This window comes from Paraburkholderia sejongensis, assembly GCF_020880815.1.
In the GTDB taxonomy this organism is placed as follows: domain Bacteria; phylum Pseudomonadota; class Gammaproteobacteria; order Burkholderiales; family Burkholderiaceae; genus Paraburkholderia; species Paraburkholderia sejongensis.
Map to the genome: position 1 here is coordinate 36,745 of NZ_JAJITD010000001.1, position 17,281 is coordinate 54,025.

Annotated in this window: 13 protein-coding genes; 8 read left to right on the forward strand and 5 right to left on the reverse strand. The window is 63.8% G+C overall.

Features of this window, described 5'->3' with window-relative positions; genetic code table 11:
- The first annotated feature begins 147 nt into the window (after positions 1-147).
- Positions 148-1,713 carry a hypothetical protein gene (locus LJ656_RS00195; protein WP_230507193.1) on the forward strand — a complete coding sequence of 522 codons (1,566 nt, stop codon included), beginning with the start codon at positions 148-150 and terminating at the stop codon, positions 1,711-1,713.
- Between the two features lie 237 nt (positions 1,714-1,950).
- Positions 1,951-3,207, forward strand: a complete 1,257-nt coding sequence (locus LJ656_RS00200; protein WP_230507194.1) for an MFS transporter — start codon at positions 1,951-1,953, stop codon at positions 3,205-3,207.
- A 25-nt stretch (positions 3,208-3,232) separates the two neighbouring features.
- On the opposite strand, the gene LJ656_RS00205 is transcribed toward LJ656_RS00200, so the two are convergent.
- Complete coding sequence (locus tag LJ656_RS00205) at positions 3,233-4,150, reverse strand: DMT family transporter (RefSeq protein WP_230507195.1); 918 nt, start codon at positions 4,148-4,150, stop codon at positions 3,233-3,235.
- Positions 4,151-4,304: 154 nt separating this feature from the next.
- Between LJ656_RS00205 and LJ656_RS00210 the strand changes: the two genes are divergently transcribed.
- Complete coding sequence (locus tag LJ656_RS00210) at positions 4,305-5,303, forward strand: LysR family transcriptional regulator (RefSeq protein ID WP_230507196.1); 999 nt, start codon at positions 4,305-4,307, stop codon at positions 5,301-5,303.
- Positions 5,300-6,394 carry an asparaginase gene (locus LJ656_RS00215; protein WP_230507197.1) on the forward strand — a complete coding sequence of 365 codons (1,095 nt, stop codon included), beginning with the start codon at positions 5,300-5,302 and terminating at the stop codon, positions 6,392-6,394. Before LJ656_RS00210 ends, LJ656_RS00215 begins: the two co-directional genes overlap by 4 nt.
- 4 nt (positions 6,395-6,398) lie before the next feature.
- Here the strand turns inward: LJ656_RS00215 and LJ656_RS00220 are convergent, their stop codons facing one another.
- Complete coding sequence (locus tag LJ656_RS00220) at positions 6,399-7,400, reverse strand: chemotaxis protein CheV (RefSeq protein ID WP_230507198.1); 1,002 nt, start codon at positions 7,398-7,400, stop codon at positions 6,399-6,401.
- Between the two features lie 361 nt (positions 7,401-7,761).
- On the opposite strand from LJ656_RS00220, the gene LJ656_RS00225 reads away from it, so the two are divergent.
- A complete protein-coding gene (locus LJ656_RS00225; protein ID WP_230507199.1) occupies positions 7,762-9,495 on the forward strand; it encodes a tetratricopeptide repeat protein in 1,734 nt (577 codons plus the stop codon).
- A gap of 153 nt (positions 9,496-9,648) precedes the next feature.
- On the opposite strand, the gene LJ656_RS00230 is transcribed toward LJ656_RS00225, so the two are convergent.
- Positions 9,649-11,313 carry an ABC-F family ATP-binding cassette domain-containing protein gene (locus LJ656_RS00230; RefSeq protein WP_230507201.1) on the reverse strand — a complete coding sequence of 555 codons (1,665 nt, stop codon included), beginning with the start codon at positions 11,311-11,313 and terminating at the stop codon, positions 9,649-9,651.
- 182 nt (positions 11,314-11,495) lie between these two features.
- Between LJ656_RS00230 and LJ656_RS00235 the strand changes: the two genes are divergently transcribed.
- Positions 11,496-13,700, forward strand: a complete 2,205-nt coding sequence (locus LJ656_RS00235) for an OsmC domain/YcaO domain-containing protein (protein WP_230507203.1) — start codon at positions 11,496-11,498, stop codon at positions 13,698-13,700.
- A gap of 116 nt (positions 13,701-13,816) precedes the next feature.
- Here LJ656_RS00235 and LJ656_RS00240 read toward each other — a convergent pair whose 3' ends face one another.
- The gene (locus LJ656_RS00240; RefSeq protein ID WP_075296787.1) at positions 13,817-14,002 is read right to left on the reverse strand and encodes a hypothetical protein; all 186 of its coding nucleotides are present in this window, start codon (positions 14,000-14,002) and stop codon (positions 13,817-13,819) included.
- Positions 14,003-14,347: 345 nt separating this feature from the next.
- On the opposite strand from LJ656_RS00240, the gene LJ656_RS00245 reads away from it, so the two are divergent.
- Positions 14,348-15,373 (forward strand): aldo/keto reductase, encoded by a 1,026-nt coding sequence (locus LJ656_RS00245; RefSeq protein WP_230507205.1) that lies wholly within the window; start codon positions 14,348-14,350, stop codon positions 15,371-15,373.
- A 91-nt stretch (positions 15,374-15,464) separates the two neighbouring features.
- On the opposite strand, the gene LJ656_RS00250 is transcribed toward LJ656_RS00245, so the two are convergent.
- The gene (locus tag LJ656_RS00250) at positions 15,465-16,208 is read right to left on the reverse strand and encodes an SDR family oxidoreductase (RefSeq protein ID WP_230507207.1); all 744 of its coding nucleotides are present in this window, start codon (positions 16,206-16,208) and stop codon (positions 15,465-15,467) included.
- A 119-nt stretch (positions 16,209-16,327) separates the two neighbouring features.
- On the opposite strand from LJ656_RS00250, the gene LJ656_RS00255 reads away from it, so the two are divergent.
- Positions 16,328-17,227: a LysR family transcriptional regulator gene (locus LJ656_RS00255; protein ID WP_230507209.1), complete on the forward strand. Its 900-nt coding sequence runs from the start codon at positions 16,328-16,330 to the stop codon at positions 17,225-17,227.
- The last annotated feature ends 54 nt before the right edge of the window (positions 17,228-17,281 follow it).

Here is a 17,281-nt window from a genome sequence, read left to right on the forward strand (position 1 = left end):
GACGTGCGTTCATAGCACTGTAGGACAGTAGGTTCACAGAACCGCGATTTGATCGCGAGAAGTTCTGCGCCGCTGTTCGTCCGAATCTCAGCAAATTCAAATTCAGTCTTTTTATCGGGAATTTTCCCGGCATTGGATTTACTCTTCATGGTAAAACGACGTCAATTTATTGGCTGCCTGACGGCATTTGGCGCAAGCGCTCTTTTGACCGCGTGCGGCGGTGGCGGCAGCTCGGAAGAAGGCGGCAGCGCTAATTCCGCTTCTCCCAACGCGACGAATAAGGCGACCGCGAAATCCGCGTCCGCGCACAATACGTCGATTCCGCCGGCTTCGTCGCTCACCGACGGCAACGGCGACGTGTGGACGCTCTCCGGCGGTTCGGTCTACAAGAATGGTCAGAAAGCCGGCAACAACTACAACGTGTCGCTGGTCCTGTTCTACGGCAACACGATCTATCACGAGGGCACCGGCGGTCAGTTCTACGGATGGACCGGCTCGGGTTGGGTGTCGTGCAACGATCCGCGTCTGGGCGGCACGTCTGCCGATGGCACCACGTTGCCCACCGCGTCGTACATCATCGACAAGTCGGCCGCGATCTGGACGCTGGTCAACGGCGTCATCTACTGCAACGGTGCGACGGTCGGCAACACCTACAACGTGACGCTGGTGTTGTGGTACGGCGGCAAGATTTATCACTGCGGGACCGGCGGCCAGTTCTACGTCAACGCGGACGTCTCCCAGCAATGGCTGCCGTGTAACGATCCGCGTACCGCCATCTCGGCGCCGGCGGGCATGTTCTACGGGATGAACGGCCACTTCGACTACACGTACACGCCGAGCAAGCTCGTGTCGATCCTGCAGGCGATGGGCTGTACCAGCTATCGCGTCGGCTGCACCGCCGACCAGATCCAGCTCGACGCGGTAAGCAAGATCGCGAAGGCGTTCCAGTCGGCCGGCATGACCCTGGTGGTCCTGATCAATCAGGGCGTCTACGACAACAACGGCCGGGTGTGGAACAGCGAATCGACCGCTTACAGCGAAGGCTTCTCGGCCGCGCAAACGATTGCGAACACGATGAAGCCGTATGGCGTGACCATTTACGAATGCGGCAACGAGTTGACGCGCCAGGATGCCACCGTGAACGACTTCACCTACGCTGGCACCAAGGCGTCGGACTTCAACAACGCGAACTGGCCGGCGATGCGCGGCGTGATGCGCGGGATGATCGACGGCGTGAAGTCGGTCCAGCCGGACGCCAAATGCGGGATCAACTTCTGCGTGAACGACGTCGGTGCGTCGGATGCGCTGTGGGACGGCATGCAGCCCGATGGCAGCGGCGGTTATCCGAAGGTGCGTTGGGACATCACCACGTGGCACAACTACGAGGTGTATGGCGATCTGCTGTCGCTCGGCACCGACGGCGCGGGCCCGGGCTTCGATCTGCCGACCTACTGCAAGGCGCGCTATGGCGTACCGTTCATCGTCACCGAATGGAACACCGGACCCGAGCAGACGCAAGCCTATCGCGGCAGCTACATCACGTCGAAGCTCGGCGATTACTACCAGGCTCGCAAGACCCACAACATCCAGGCCGTCATGTATTACGTGCTCGATAGCGGCAACGACACGTACGGGATCATGCTCAACGGCACGCCGATGAATCCGCCGTACAGCGCGTTCACGAGCTTCACCTCGAGCCATCCCGACAACTGATGCGCAAACGTTAGCGCGTCAACTTCTGTCCGGTGTGACGGGATAGCGGCGCCAAGCGCGCAACGCAGCGGCGCCCGTCACTCTCGCGGATCGTTCCGGGAGGTGCGGGCGCCGTTCTATTTCCGCCGGGCGCGCGCACCCAGGCCATCGCCATTCCGCCGTCAGCACGTCCACCGATCTTGCTCTAAACTACCGCGCCGAACTCACGCCGCCCGCCACGTCACGAGCAAGTCACCGATGCCCGCTCCCGCCGATCCCACCGATTCGTCCACCATCAGCCTGCCCAAACATCCGCCGTTCCAGCGCTTCTGGTGCACCCGCATCCTGTCGTCGCTGTCGTTCCAGATGCTCGCGGTCGCGATGGGCTGGCACGTCTACGCGCTCACGCACAGCGCGTTCGCACTCGGCCTCGTCGGCCTCGCGCAGTTTCTGCCGATGTTCCTGCTGACGCTGGTCGTCGGTCACGTCGCCGATCGTTACGATCGCCGCCGCATCGCCGCGATCTGTCAGAGTCTCGAAAGCATTGTCGCGCTGCTGTTCGCGATCGGCACCTTCGGCGGCTGGCTCAGCGCGCCGGTCATCTATGTGCTGGCCGCTTGCGTCGGCGCATCGCGCGCGTTCGAGTCGCCGGCGGTGTCGTCGCTGCTGCCGGCGGTGGTGCCGCGCGGCGAGTTGCCGAAGGCGACCGCGTGGGCCACTTCCGCGAATCAGACCGCGCAGATCGCCGGGCCCGCGCTCGGCGGTTTGCTATACGGGATCGGGCCGGGCGCCGCGTATCTCGCGTGCATGGTGTCGTTCGCGGCCGCGGCAGTAGCGGTATGGAGCATTCCGCTGCAACTGAAACCCGCGAGCCGCGCACCGGTCACGCTCGAATCGATCTTCTCGGGCATCGCGTTCATTCGCCGCGAACCGGTGATTCTCGGCGCGCTTTCGCTCGATCTGTTCGCGGTGCTGTTCGGCGGCGCGACTGCGCTGTTGCCGATCTTCGCGCGCGACGTGCTGCACGCGGGCCCGCTCGGGCTCGGGCTGCTGCGCTCGGGCACCGCGATCGGCGCGCTCGCGGGCACCATCTGGCTCGCGCATTTCCCGCTGCGCAGGCGGCCCGGCGCGGCGATGTTCGGCGGCGTGATCGCGTTCGGCATCGCGACGATCGTGTTCGGGCTGTCGCATCAGTTCATCGTGTCGCTGATCGCGTTGATGGTGCTCGGCGCGTCGGACACGATCAGCGTGGTGGTGCGTTTGTCGCTCGTGCAGCTGCGCACGCCCGACGATATGCTCGGCCGCGTCAATGCGGTCAATTCGCTGTTCATTGGCACGTCGAATCAATTGGGCGAGTTCGAGTCGGGGATTACCGCGGGGTGGTGGGGCGCACGGCCGGCGGTGCTGGTCGGCGGCGTCGCGACGGTGGCGATCGCGCTGCTGTGGATGCGGCTGTTTCCGCAGCTGCGCAATACCCGCAAGCTCGAACGCGAAGAGGAACTGGCGAGCGCCTGACAGCGCTCGCCGGAGCGCGGGCCGCTCAGGTGCCGGCCGGCATCCGCGCCGGGCGCCACGCGCTCCAACGTACGGTCGCGAGCACCGATGCCGCGACGATCAACCCGCCCCCGACCCACGCGGTCAGCGAAATTCGCTCCCCTAACCAAAGACACGCGAACAGCGCACCGAACGCCGGTTCGCTGCCCATCAGCAGCGACACGCGCGTCGGGCTGCTGCGTTTGATCGCGAAGTTCTGCGCGAAGAACGCGAACAGCGTGCAGGCGATCACCAGATACGCGACGTAGCCCCAGAAGGCCGGATGCGCATGCCACGACGGCAGCGCGGGCCACTGCCGCGGCGCGAACAGCAAAGCGGCGACCGTGCTGCCCATCGCGACCACGCCGGATTGCACCGCGGTCACCGTCAACGGCGGCAACGCCGGATCGCGCATCACATGCTTGGTTACGCAGACGGTCAGCGCGCGCAGCAGCGCGGCGAGCAGGATCAGCGCATCGCCGGGATTCACGCTCAGCGTGCCGGCGCCGGCCAGCAACCATGCGCCGCCGAGCGAAAGCAGCACCGCGAGCCATTCGACGCGGCTCGGCGCGCGCCGCAACAACCCCCATTCGACCAGCGGCGTCAGCACCACGCAGACGCTGATCAGAAATGCCGCATTGGCCGCGCGGGTCATCAGGATCCCAAAGGTTTCACACAGGAACACCGCGAGCAGCAGCAGGCCGACGCCCACCACGCCGCGCAGCGTGCGCGCGTTCGTGGTGCGCAGCGCGCGCAGTGACGGCGTCAGAAGCGCGAACGTGATGCCGAAGCGCAGCGCGAGCAGACCGAGCACCGGATAGAACGCCAGCGCGCTTTTGACGACGCCGTACGAGGTGCCCCAGACGGCGGCCACCGCAAGCAGCATCAGATCGGACAGCATCAATAGACGTTCGGATTTCGACATGGCGGGGGCCTTGGAGAGGTAGCGGAAGACAACGAACGAGTTATTGTCCCGTTTTGCGCCACGAACGATAATCGGGTCGTCGCGCACAGCTTTTATGTCGCGAATGCACAAATCGATTGAACCGCGTTGTGTCCGTCCCGCGAGGCTGCTCCCCATGATTCCAACCGAACTGTTTGCGCTGTTGCCCGATATGGCGGTGTTTGCGCGCGTCGTCGAGGCCGGCAATTTTTCGCTGGCGGCGCGCCAGCTCGGCAGTACGCCGTCCACCGTCAGCCGCCAGATCAAGCGGCTCGAGCACGCGCTCGCGACGCGCCTGCTCGAACGCTCGACGCGCACGGTGCGCGTGACCGAATCGGGCGCGCAGGTCGCGCTGCTGTGCCGCGACATGGTGAGCGCCGCGTCCGCCGCCGTCGATGCGGCCGGCCAACTGGCCGGCAAGCCGCAAGGCAAGGTCAGCGTCAGCGCGCCGACGCAGTTCGCGCGCACGATGTTGCATCCGCTGATGCCGGGTTTTCTGCGCGCGTACGACGCCGTCGATCTGCAGATTCTGTTCACCGATCACGACGTCGACCCGCTCGCCGCCGATGTCGATCTGGTGATCCGCCTGACCGAACATCCGCCGCCGGGTCTGGCGGGGCGTCGGCTCGGCGCGGTGCGCTGGCTGCTGGCGGCGTCGCCCGGCTATCTGCTCACGCACGGAGTGCCGGCCGAGCCGCGCGATCTGCGCGGCCACGCGTGCATTTACCTCGGCGAAAGCGCGGACGATAACCGCTGGCGCTTTCGTCGCGGCGCCGAGACGCAGAGCGTCGAGGTACGCGGGCGCTATGTCGCCAATCATGCGGGCGCGCGACTCGAAGCGGCGTTGCAGCACTTCGGCATCGCCTGCGTGCCCGAGTTCGCGGCGGCCGCCGCGCTGGCGAGCGGCGAGCTGGTCGAAGTGCTGCCCGACTGGCAGCTCGATATGCGCGCGTATGTGGGCTCGGTGTGGCTGCTGTATCCGCCGAACCGCTTTTTGCCGCCGAAGGTCAGGGTGCTGATCGACTACCTCGCGCAGCATGTGGGCGCGGCGCTGGATGCGCACGTAAAATCGCTCACCCCCAACCCGACGCGTGTCGCGGCGACCCGGCCGCGACCGACAGGAGAACCTTCATGAGCCAAGCCGAACTGCAGCCAGGCGCGCCGGTCGCGGCGACCGTCTATCGCGGCGACTGCATCGAGAACACCCATCTCGCGCACATCGCGCTCGTCGATGCGGATGGCCGTCTGCTGTATTCGTTCGGCGATCCCACGCGCATCACGCTGCCGCGCTCGGCCGCGAAGCCGGCGCAGGCGCTCGCGGTGCTGGAAACCGGCGCGCTCGACCGTTACGGTTTCGACGCCGCCGATCTCGCGCTGATGTGCGCGTCGCACAGCAGCGAGCCGCGCCATCTCGAACGCACCCGCGCGATGCTCGCGAAAGTGCAGGCGAGCGAAGCGGACATGCGTTGCGGCGGGCATCCGCCGTTGTCGGACGCGGTGTATGTGGACTGGCTCCGGCGCGGCTTCACGCCGACCGCGGTGTGCAGCAATTGCTCGGGCAAACACGCGGGGATGCTGGCCGGCGCACGCGCGCTCGGCGTCGCGCTGGCCGGCTATGAGCTGCCCGACCATCCGTTGCAGCAGCGCGTGAAGCAGACGGTCGCGAGCGTATGCGATCTGCCCGACGACGGCGTGCAATGGGCGATCGACGGCTGCAATCTGCCGACACCGGCGTTTGCGTTGGACCGGCTCGCGCGGCTCTTCGCGAAGCTCGCCGCCGCCGAAGATCAGGTCGAAGCCGCCGCGCTGCCAGCGCAGTTGGCGCCGCGCACGGCCGCGCTCGCACGGATCTATCGCGCGATGACGTCATATCCGGAGCTGGTCGGCGGGGAAGGGCGGTTCTGCACGCTGCTGATGCAGGCGTTCGGCGGCGCGCTGGTCGGCAAGCTCGGCGCGGACGGCAGCTATGCGATCGGAGTGCGCGCGTCGGAGCAGACCGCGCGGCTCGGCGCGCGCGGTGCGCTCGGCATCGCGGTGAAGATCGAGGATGGCAACGTCGGCGTGTTATACGCGGTGACCGCCGAGCTGCTCGCGCTGCTCGAGTTGGGGACTCCTGAGCAACGCGCGGCGCTCGCCGGTTTTCATGCGCCGAAGCGGCTCAACACGATGGGCGTCGAGATCGGCCGGATGGATTTTTCGACCGAACTGGCGCGCGCGCCGCAGTGATGTACTACGCGGCCGCGCGCGCTGGCGCGACGCCGAGCGCATTGCGGATCGCGTTGGCCAGTTCGGCTGCCGCGAACTTCGCGACGTAGCCGTTGGCGCCCGCGTTTTTCACGTGCGCCTCGTTGGCCGCGCCGGTCAGCGACGAATGGATGATCACCGGAATATCACGGGTGCGTTCGTCGGCCTTGATCTGGCGCGTCAGCATGAAGCCGTCCATCTCCGGCATCTCGAGGTCGGTCAGCACCAGCGCGATGCTGTCTTTCGCGCGCGCGCCGTTCTGCTGCGCGTCGCGCGCGACCTGTTGCAGCGTGGCCCACGCTTCCTCGCCGGTCTTGGTCATGATGAAGTCCGCGCCGATCGCGGTCAGCGCCTGTTCGATCAGCTTGCGCGCGAAGCCGGAATCGTCGGCGGCGAGAATCTTCGCCCCGCGCGCAATGCCGAGCGCTTCGCCGACCGAGGCCGGATCGACGCTCGGATGCTGCGACGGGAACACGTCGCGCAACACCTGTTCGACGTCGATCACCTGAGCGAGCCGCGAGTCGCCGGTATTGCCGTCGATGCGCGCGATGCTGGTCACCAGCTTGCCGCCCGCGGAGCCGTCGGCCGACAGCACCTGGTTCCATTCGAGCCGCACGATGTCGTCGACTTCCTCGACCGCGAACGCCTGGGTCGAGCGCGCGAATTCGGTGACCAGCAAAATATTCAGGCCGCGCGTCGGCTCGCAGCCCATCAGGCGCGGCAGGTCGATCACCGGAATGATCTGGCCGCGAATATCGACCGCGCCCATCACGAACGGCGACGAACCGGCGATCGGCGTGACCGTCGGCATCGTCGAGATTTCGCGCACTTTGAACACGTTGATCCCATACAGCTCGTGCGCATCGCTGCCGGGCACGCTGCCGAGGCGATAGAGCAGCAGTTCGAACTTGTTGGAACTCGTGAGGTTGCTACGTTCGTTGCTGCGGTCGTTGTTGCGTTCGTGGTTGGCACGCTGTTCGTTTGCCATCGGAATCTTTCTCCAGGGTGCGGCGCTCGCCGCTTGTCAATGCGTGGGTGCGCCATGCAGGTCGTTCGCCCTGGCGCGTGGCTTATTTCTCGGTTATCGGCCGCGGTCGCGAAAAATTCAGCGCGATGCCGCGTTTTTTGCGTGGCGCGCGGGTTGATACGGATGCCTGACCACCGGTGGTCCGATGCCGCGTTTTCGTATAAGGGTTGCTGCGCCGGTCGGCGCTACGCCGAATGCGATCTTTTCAGCGATAATCCGACGCTCGTTCGGAGCCGTTCTCACGCACCGCGCTTGTGCGCGCGAATGCGGCGCAACAGCAGGCGTCCCGACGATTCTTTCCGCCTTCGATCCGGATGCCCGCATGAGCAAACCCGCCAATCTGCCGCAACAGCTGGACCATCTGCTTCGGCAAGCCGTCGCGATGCAACAGAACGGCGCGCTCGCCGAAGCGGAAGAACTCTATCGCGAGATTCTCGAACTCAAGCCCAAACATGCGGACGCTTTGCGCTGGCTCGGCGAACTCGCGTTGCAGGGCGGCCGTTTGCCCGAAGGTGTGGAGCTGCTGAAAAAGACCCTCGCGGTCAATCCAAAACAGCCGGCCGTGCATTCGAATCTCGCGTATGCGTTAAACGCGCTGCAACGTCACGACGAAGCGCTCGCCAGCGCCGAACGCGCGCTCGCGCTGCAGCCGAAATTCCCCGATGCATTGAACAATCGCGGTAATGCGCAGGCCGCGCTGAACCGGCCGCTCGATGCACTCGCGAGCTTCGAGCGCGCGCTTGCGCTGGCGCCGCAATTCGCGGCGGCCTGGAATAATCGCGCGTGCGTGCTGCGCGATCTCGGCCGTTATACCGATGCGCTCGATAGTTGCGATCAGGCGCTGAGCTTGCAGCCGAACTATCCGGATGCATGGAGCAATCGCGGCAATGCGCTCGGCGATCTGAACCAGCCGCAAGAGGCCGAGCGCTGCTATCGACGCGCGCTGGAACTCGCGCCCGGCTTCGTCGATGCATGGAATAACCTGGGTCTCGCGCAGGTCGAGCTGGACCGGCGCCGCGACGCGTTATCGAGCTACGAACGCGCGCTCGAACTGAATCCCGCAGCGGTGGAAACGCATTGGAATCGGGCGCTGTGTCTGCTGCAGATGGGCCGCTTCGAGGCCGGCTGGCGCGAGTACGAATGGCGCTGGGAACGTAACCGTATCCGCGCGGGCAAGCGCGAATTCGCACAGCCGCTGTGGCGCGGCGATTTTCCGCTCGACGGCAAGACGATCCTGCTGCATGCGGAGCAGGGGCTTGGCGATACGTTGCAGTTCTGCCGTTATGCGCCGCTGGTCGCGAAGCTCGGCGCGAAGGTCGTGCTGGAAGTGCCGGGCGCGTTGCTGCGGCTGATGAAAACGCTCGACGGAGTGGACCAGTTGATCGAAGCCGGACAGCCGCTGCCGCCGTTCGATTGTCATTGCCCGTTGCTCAGTTTGCCGCTTGCATTTCGAACCGACGAGACGAGCATCCCTGCGACGACGCCTTATCTGTTTGCCGATCCGGTTGCTGTCGAGCAATGGCGCAGGCGGCTGGATGTCGATGCGAATTCCAGTGCCCGCCAACTGAAAGTCGGCCTCGTGTGGGCCGGCGAAAACCGCGCGCACGTCGCCGAACTGCGCAAGATCGATGCGCGCCGCTCGCTCACATTCGAGCGTTTCGCGCCGCTGCTCGACGTGCCGAACGTGCGCTTTTTCAGCGTGCAGAAGGGGATGGCCGCGCCGCAACTCGCCGCGAGCAAACTGCGCGAACGGGTCGCCGATTACGCCGATGAGTTGCACGATTTCGCCGACACGGCAGCGCTGGTCGCGAATCTCGATCTGGTGATTTCAGTCGATACATCCACCGCGCATCTGGCCGGCGCGCTCGCTACGCCGGTGTGGATTTTGAACCGTTTCGATACCTGCTGGCGCTGGCTGCTCGCACGGAGCGACACGCCGTGGTATCCGCACGCGCGGCTGTTCAGGCAGCCGGCTCTAGGTGATTGGGACAGCGTGATCGACGCGGTTCGCGACACGCTCAGCGAGTTGAATGCGGCGCATGCCGGCGGGGCGTAGCGCGTAGCGGCGCTCGCGCTCGTGCCCCTATCCGTTGTTCGAGCCGCGTTCGCATTCCCATTCGCTGCTCGCGGCCGAACCTCAACGATCAAAGGCCGCAATGAAGGGCGATACAGACGGCCGCCACATCCATGCTGGCGGTTCAACGCACTTCTACTCCCCGGCAGCCTGCTCGCGCATGCGACGGGCTTCGTCGCGCAGGAACTGCTGGTAATCGTCCAGATCGCCGTCGAAGGGCTCGACGCCGCCCTTGGTGACCAGCCAGAACTCGTCGCATACCGCGCGCAGCAGTGACCGGTCGTGACTGACCAGCATCACGGTGCCTTCGAATTCGTTGAGTGCCACGCCTAGCGCTTCCCGTGTGGCCAGATCCAGGTGGTTGGTCGGCTCGTCGAGCAGCAGCAGGTTGGGGCGCTGCCACACGATCATGCACAACACGAGCCGCGCCTTTTCGCCGCCGCTCATCGTGCTGACCGCCTGATGGACCATGTCGCCACTGAAGTTGAAGGTGCCCAGGAAGGTGCGAAGCGATTGTTCAGTGCCGCTCTGGCCGGGGGCGCGCATATGCGGCGGCGTGTCTCTCGCAAGGCGGATCATGTGTTCCATCGGCGTGTCGAGCGGGCGCAGCACGTCGAGTTCCTGCTGGGCGAAGTAGCCGATGTTCAGGCCTTTGCCTTCGCTGATTTCGCCGGCAATCGGCGCCAGCGCGTGCGCTATCGTCTTCACCAGCGTGGACTTGCCCTGACCGTTGGCACCCAGGATGCCGATGCGCTGGCCGGCCAGCACGGATCGGTTGATGCCGTGCACGATGACCGTGGGCGGCGTGCCCGCCGATGCGTCGGTCGGCGCGGGGTAGCCGAAGCTCGCGTCCAGCATCGACAACAGCGGGTTCGGGACGTTGAGGGGCTCCTTGAACTCGAAGTTGAACTCCGCATCGGCAAGCACCGGTGCGATCTTCTCCATGCGCTCGAGCGCCTTGACCCGGCTCTGCGCCTGCTTAGCCTTCGAGGCCTTGGCCTTGAAACGGTCGATAAATTTCTGCAGGTGGGCGATCTTGTCCGCCTGCCTCGCTATCGCGGCCTGCTGCAACAGCAGCTGTTCAGCGCGCATGTCTTCGAACTTGCTGTAGTTGCCGCCATAACGCACGAGCTTGGCGTTGTCGACGTGCACCGTCACCTGCGTCACCGCGTCGAGGAATTCGCGATCGTGGCTGATCACGACCAGCGTTCCCTGATAGCGCTTGAGCCACGCTTCCAGCCAGACCAGCGCATCGAGGTCGAGGTGATTGGTCGGCTCGTCGAGCAGCAGCAGGTCGGACGGGCACATCAGCGCGCGTGCCAGTTGCAGCCGCATGCGCCAGCCGCCGGAGAAACTGTTGACGGGCTGGCTCAGCTGCGCATCAGTGAAGCCAAGACCCAGGATCAGCGCCTGAGCACGTGCGGGGGCATCGTGTGCGCCGGCGTCGTGCAGGTCCATGTAGGCGTGCGCCATGCGCATTCCGTCATCGCCAGCTTCGGCGGCGGCGACTTCGGCCTGCGCGGCGAGCAGCACGGTGTCACCTTCGACGACGAAGTCGGTCGCGCTCTGCTCGGTTTCGGGCATCTCCTGCGCGACCTGACCCATTCTCCATGCGGGAGGGATCGAGAATTCGCCACTATCTTCGTGCAGCGTGCCGTTTAGAAGGCCGAAGAACGATGACTTGCCGGCGCCATTGCGGCCGACAAGGCCAATCTTTTCGCCGGGTGCGAAGGTGACGGACGCGCGGTCGAGCACGACATTGACGCCGCGGCGCAGCGTGACATTACGGACGGAAATCATAAGGAGCTACTTCGGAGAGGACCCGCATGATAGCCCACTGGACGTACGAGACTGTCTCTTTCTGGCCGCACGAAGCGTGACCGGCTAGCTGGATCTGTCCCCGGCGATCGGCAACCGCGATTGCAACCGGTGACGCATAATATCGGCCATGTCATTTTTGCGCGCCATTTTCAGGACCCGCCATGGAAATTAAAGTCAACTTTCTCGACAAACTCCGCCTTGAAGCCAAGTTCGATGACTTCACGGTTATTGCCGATCAGCCCATTCGTTATAAGGGCGATGGCTCGGCGCCTGGTCCGTTTGATTACTTTCTGGCCTCGTCGGCTTTGTGTGCGGCTTACTTTGTGAAGCTGTACTGCGTAAATAAAAATATTCCGACAGAAAATATCCGCCTGTCACAGAATAATATTATCGATCCTGAAAACCGGTACAAACAGATTTTCAAGATTCAGGTGGAACTGCCGCCGGATATCTCGGAAGTGGACCGCCGGGGCATCTTGCGCTTTATCGACCGTTGTACGGTGAAAAAAGTCGTGCAAACCGGACCCGAGTTTGTCATTGAAGAGGTGGAAAACCTCGATGCCGACGCTCAGTCGTTGCTGACGTTGAAGCCGGCATCGGATGTCAGCACTTATATTGCGGGTAAAGATCTGCCGTTGGAGCAAACCATCGCCAATATGTCGGGCATTCTGGCGGGCCTTGGCATGAAGATCGAGATCGCTTCGTGGCGCAATATCGTTCCGAATGTATGGTCGCTGCATATCCGCGATGCGCACTCGCCGATGTGTTTTACCAATGGCAAGGGCTCGACCAAGGAAAGCGCGTTGGCGTCGGCATTGGGAGAGTTTATCGAGCGCCTCAATTGCAACCATTTCTATGGCGGTGCGTTTTGGGGCGAAGATATCGCCAACGCGGAATTTGTCCATTATCCGAACGAGCGCTGGTTCAAGCCGGGCCGTAAGGATGCGCTGCCTGCTGAAATTCTGGACCCGTATTGCCTGGAAATTTATAACCCCGATGGCGAGTTGCGAGGCTCGCATCTGTACGACACCAACTCCGGCAATGTGCAGCGCGGTATCTGTTCGCTGCCGTATGTGCGGCAGTCGGACGGCGAAGTGGTGTATTTCCCGTCCAACCTGATCGAGAACCTGTTCGTCAGCAATGGCATGAGTGCCGGTAATACGCTGGCCGAAGCACAGGTGCAATGTCTGTCCGAAATCTTCGAACGCGCGGTCAAGCGTGAAATTCTCGAAGGTGAAATCGCGTTGCCCGATGTGCCGCAAGAAGTGCTGGCGAAATATCCCGGCATCCTGGCCGGGATTCAGGGATTGGAAGAGCAGGGCTTTCCGGTGCTGGTAAAGGATGCATCGCTGGGGGGCACCTATCCGGTGATGTGCGTCACGTTGATGAACCCGCGCACAGGCGGTGTGTTTGCCTCGTTCGGCGCGCATCCGAGCTTCGAGGTGGCGCTCGAGCGCAGTCTGACCGAATTGCTGCAGGGGCGCAGTTTCGAAGGCCTGAACGATTTGCCTCAGCCCACCTTTGTCAGTAACGCGGTGACCGAACCGAATAACTTTGTCGAGCACTTCATCGATTCCAGCGGTGTGGTGTCGTGGCGCTTTTTCAGCGCCAAGGCGAATTTCGAATTCGTTGAGTGGGATTTCTCGGGCCACGGTGAAAATTCCAATGCGCAAGAAGCCGCCACGTTGTTCGGAATTCTCGAAGAGATGGGCAAAGAGGTCTACATGGCGGTATTCGATCAACTGGGTGCCGTCGCCTGCCGGATTCTGGTGCCCGGTTATTCGGAGGTTTATCCGGTAGAAGATCTGATCTGGGATAACACCAATAAGGCGCTATTGTTCCGCGCCGATATTCTGAATCTGCATCGTCTGGATGATGCCGCGCTGGAAGCATTGCTCGAGCGGTTGGAGAACAACGAACTGGATGAGCAGTCCGATATTGCCACTTTGATCGGCATCGAATTTGACGAGAACACGGGCTGGGGGCAGCTAACCGTTCTCGAATTGAAGCTGCTGATACATCTGGCGTTGCAGCAATTCGAGGCGACGCAAGAACTGGTGGGAGCCTTCCTGCAGTACAACGACAACACGGTCGAGCGTGGATTGTTTTACCAGGCCTTGAATGCGGTGCTGGAAGTACTGCTCGACGACGAGCTGGAACTGGACGACTACGCGGTCAACTTCCGTCGCATGTTTGGCGATGCCCGGATGGACGCGGTAATGGGGTCGGTGGACGGCAGCGTGCGCTTTTATGGCTTGACGCCAACCAGTATGAAACTGGAGGGTCTCGACAGACACCATCGTCTCATCGATAGCTATAGAAAACTGCATAAAGCGCGGGCTGCTGTGGCGGCTATCGCGAGTTAGGGGTTCATTTCACGACTGGATTCTCCGGGCGCGCGCGGATTTCGGTGGCCGGAGAATCCCGTGTCAAAGAGGCCTCTCGTTGGCGGGGCCTCAATCGACGACATCACCGTATTCTTTTAGTACGTCACGGAAGCCCCACTGCCCGTAAAACTGTGCTGGGTAGGAGAGTCATTCGCATAGTCGGAAACCGCCTGGATGATGTTGACGATCTGCTGCGGCAGCCGGCCGCCACTGATAGCGGTCATGGCAGTGCGATCCATCTCGACGGCGACGGGGATGTCTTTGATAACGAGCGTGTTCATGTCGATTCTCCAAGGGGCAATGAGTCAGTCAGGAATGTGAGAGCTTGTAGCGAGGGTGTCGTCACGCCTCGATCGTGATCGAGGCAAAGTGCATGCCAAACGCTTACGCCGCGCGTCAGGCGATCCCGCAACCACCTGAAAATACTGGCTCGTAATGGCGAGCGGCGCGAATGGGCCGAGCGACGTGCGCGCCGCGGCCGGTGGGCCGCGTCCAACGGTTCGCAGGCGCTGTCGGTTCGATCGCGACACATTCCGTTGCCCCGCCCGCGCGATCCGACGCATTTCCGCCGACCCGCGTAGACTGAGCGTCCGTTCATCGACGGCAATGCCAAGGAGAGCTATTCAATGGAATACAGACATCTGGGTGCATCCGGTTTCAAGGTGCCGGTGCTCAGTTTCGGCACCGGTACATTCGGCGGCAAGGGCGAGTTTTTTCAGGCGTGGGGCGCGACCGACGTCGCCGAAGCGCGGCGTCTGATCGACATCTGCTTCGACGCGGGCGTGACGATGTTCGACACCGCCGATATCTATTCGCGCGGCGCGTCGGAGTCGGTACTCGGCGAAGCGCTGAAGGGCAAGCGCGACCAGGCGATCATCTCGACCAAGGCGACCTTCCGGTTCGACGATGGACCGAACAACGTCGGCTCGTCGCGTTTCCATCTGATCCAGGCGGTCGATTCGGCGCTCAAGCGGCTGCAAACCGACTACATCGATCTGTTCCAGCTGCACGGTTTCGATGCGAAGACGCCGGTCGCCGAAGTGCTGTCGACGCTCGACGACCTCGTACGCGCGGGCAAGATCCGCTATACCGGCGTGTCGAATTTCTCCGGCTGGCATCTGATGAAGTCGCTCGATGTCGCCGACCGCTACGGTTATCCGCGCTACGTCGCGAATCAGACGTACTACTCGCTGGTCGGCCGCGATTACGAATGGGAGCTGATGCCGCTCGGCATCGACCAGGGCGTCGGCGCGGTGGTCTGGAGTCCTCTCGGCTGGGGCCGGCTGACCGGCAAACTGAAGCGCGGCCAGCCGCTGCCGGAGACGAGCCGCCTGCACAAGACCGCCGACATGGGGCCGCCGGTGCCCGAAGAGTATCTGTTCCGGGTGCTCGACGCGCTGGACGAAGTCTCCGCCGAAACCGGCAAGACTGTGCCGCAGGTAGCGTTGAACTGGCTGCTGCAACGCCCGACCGTCGCGACCGTGCTGATCGGCGCGCGCAATGAAGAACAGTTGCGCCAGAACCTCGGCGCGGTCGGCTGGAGTCTGACGCCCGAGCAGGTCGCGACGCTCGACGCGGCGAGCGCGACGCGGCCAGCGTATCCGTACTGGCATCAGGAAGGTTTCGCGGAGCGCAATCCGAAGGCGGTCTGAGCATCGCGCCGCACGGCGCCGCGCCGAGATCGGGCGCGGCGCGCGGCGAGTCTCCCGGTCCGGCGCAGCGGCTAGCCGGACCGGTCACTCGTCAAGCCAACCCGCCATTGGCCCGCAACACCTGCCCATTCACCCACCCACCGTCCGGCCCCACCAGAAACGCAACCACGCCCGCCACGTCGTCCGGCTCGCCGAGCCGTTGCAGCGGCGGCATCTTCGCGAACGTGTCGATCTGCCCGGCGGTTTTGCCGTCGAGGAACAGCGGCGTCGCGACTGGTCCCGGCGCGACCGCGTTGACCGTGATGTTGCGCCCGCGCAGCTCTTTCGCGAACACTCGCGTGAACGCTTCGACGGCCGCCTTGGTCGCCGTGTACATGCCGTAACCGGGCAGGTTCAGCGCGAGCGCGCTGGTCGAGAAATTGACGATGCGCGCGCCGTCGTTGATCCGCGCGGCCGCTTCGCGCAGCGTGTTGAAGGTGCCGCGCACGTTGATGTCGAAAGTCTGGTCGTAGAGCGCGTCGGAGGTGTCGGCGAGCGGCGCCGGCTTCATCACGCCTGCGTTGTTGATCAGCACGTCCACTTTGCCCAATTCCCGTTCGGTGATGTCGAACAGGCGGCGCACGTCGTCCGGCTTCGACACATCCGCCTTCACCGCGACGGCCTGGCCGCCGGCTTCGCGGATCGCGGCGACCAGCGTTTCGGCTTCGCCCGCACTGGACGCGTAGTTGACCGCGACCGCGAAGCCGTCGCGCGCGAGCCGCTGCGCGATGGCCATCCCGATGCCGCGCGCCGCGCCGGTGACGATTGCGACTTTCGATTGTTGAATGCTGTTCATGATTGGTTTCCTTTGCGGAGTGGGTGAGTCGGTGAGCTGAATCATGAATGCTTTCGACGCCGAGATAATCGGGCTAGACTTGCGATCATCATTCCATTTACTTTAATAATCCCGTTGCCATGGACCGGTTCGAGGAAATGCGCGTATTCGTGCGGATCGCCGAGCGCCAGAGCTTTACCCGCGCATCCGACGATCTGCGTATTCCGCGCGCGACCGTCACCAATCTGATGAAGCGGATGGAGCAGCGGCTCGGCGCCCGCTTGCTCGAACGCACGACCCGCACGGTGCGCCTGACGCCCGACGGCGACGCGTACTACCGCCGCTGCGTGCGTCTGCTCGCCGATATGGAGGAGGCCGAAGGATCGTTTTCGAATCTCGCGCCGAAAGGGCTGCTGCGCGTGAATGTGCAGGGCACGCTCGCGCGGCATTTCGTGGTGCCGGCGCTGCCCGCGTTTCTCGAACGCTATCCGGGCATCGAACTGATGATCGGCGAGGACGACCGGCTCGTGGATCTGGTGCGCGAGGGGATCGACTGCGTGTTGCGCGCGGGCGTACTGCAGGATTCGTCGATGGTCGGGCGGCGCGTCGCATTGCTCCAGCAAGTGACGGTTGCGAGTCCTGAGTATCTGGCCGCGTACGGCGAGCCGGCCACGCCGGCGGAGTTGTCGGGGCTGTCCGCGCATCGCGCGGTCAACTACATTTCGAGCGCGACCGGCAAGCCGGTGCCGCTCGAATTTCGCATCGACGGACGCGATAGCGCGCTGGTATTGCCGTCGGCGGTATCGGTGAGCGGCGCCGATCTGTACGCCGGCGCGGCGCTTGCCGGCCTCGGCATCGTCCAGGTGCCGCGCTACCGGGTCGACGGCGAACTGGCCACCGGGCGCTTGCGAGTGATCCTCGCCGGCTATCCGCCGCCGCCGATGCCGGTGTCGGTGCTGTATCCGCAGAACCGCCAGCTGTCGTCGCGCGTGCGGGTGTTCGCGCAGTGGCTGACGGAGATTTTCGCCGCGGTCGGTTAAAGCGCGACGGTTCGCGTTAGGATCGAATCCCGCGCACTCATTCGAAGGAATCGC

Excerpts from the sequence above, each read along its gene's own strand:
- LJ656_RS00195 (WP_230507193.1), top strand. The coding sequence starts at position 148 with ATGGTAAAACGACGTCAATTTATTGGCTGCCTGACGGCATTTGGCGCA.
- LJ656_RS00200 (WP_230507194.1), top strand. The coding sequence starts at position 1,951 with ATGCCCGCTCCCGCCGATCCCACCGATTCGTCCACCATCAGCCTGCCC.
- LJ656_RS00205 (WP_230507195.1), bottom strand. The coding sequence starts at position 4,150 with ATGTCGAAATCCGAACGTCTATTGATGCTGTCCGATCTGATGCTGCTT.
- LJ656_RS00210 (WP_230507196.1), top strand. The coding sequence starts at position 4,305 with ATGATTCCAACCGAACTGTTTGCGCTGTTGCCCGATATGGCGGTGTTT.
- LJ656_RS00215 (WP_230507197.1), top strand. The coding sequence starts at position 5,300 with ATGAGCCAAGCCGAACTGCAGCCAGGCGCGCCGGTCGCGGCGACCGTC.
- LJ656_RS00220 (WP_230507198.1), bottom strand. The coding sequence starts at position 7,400 with ATGGCAAACGAACAGCGTGCCAACCACGAACGCAACAACGACCGCAGC.
- LJ656_RS00225 (WP_230507199.1), top strand. The coding sequence starts at position 7,762 with ATGAGCAAACCCGCCAATCTGCCGCAACAGCTGGACCATCTGCTTCGG.
- LJ656_RS00230 (WP_230507201.1), bottom strand. The coding sequence starts at position 11,313 with ATGATTTCCGTCCGTAATGTCACGCTGCGCCGCGGCGTCAATGTCGTG.
- LJ656_RS00235 (WP_230507203.1), top strand. The coding sequence starts at position 11,496 with ATGGAAATTAAAGTCAACTTTCTCGACAAACTCCGCCTTGAAGCCAAG.
- LJ656_RS00240 (WP_075296787.1), bottom strand. The coding sequence starts at position 14,002 with ATGAACACGCTCGTTATCAAAGACATCCCCGTCGCCGTCGAGATGGAT.
- LJ656_RS00245 (WP_230507205.1), top strand. The coding sequence starts at position 14,348 with ATGGAATACAGACATCTGGGTGCATCCGGTTTCAAGGTGCCGGTGCTC.
- LJ656_RS00250 (WP_230507207.1), bottom strand. The coding sequence starts at position 16,208 with ATGAACAGCATTCAACAATCGAAAGTCGCAATCGTCACCGGCGCGGCG.
- LJ656_RS00255 (WP_230507209.1), top strand. The coding sequence starts at position 16,328 with ATGGACCGGTTCGAGGAAATGCGCGTATTCGTGCGGATCGCCGAGCGC.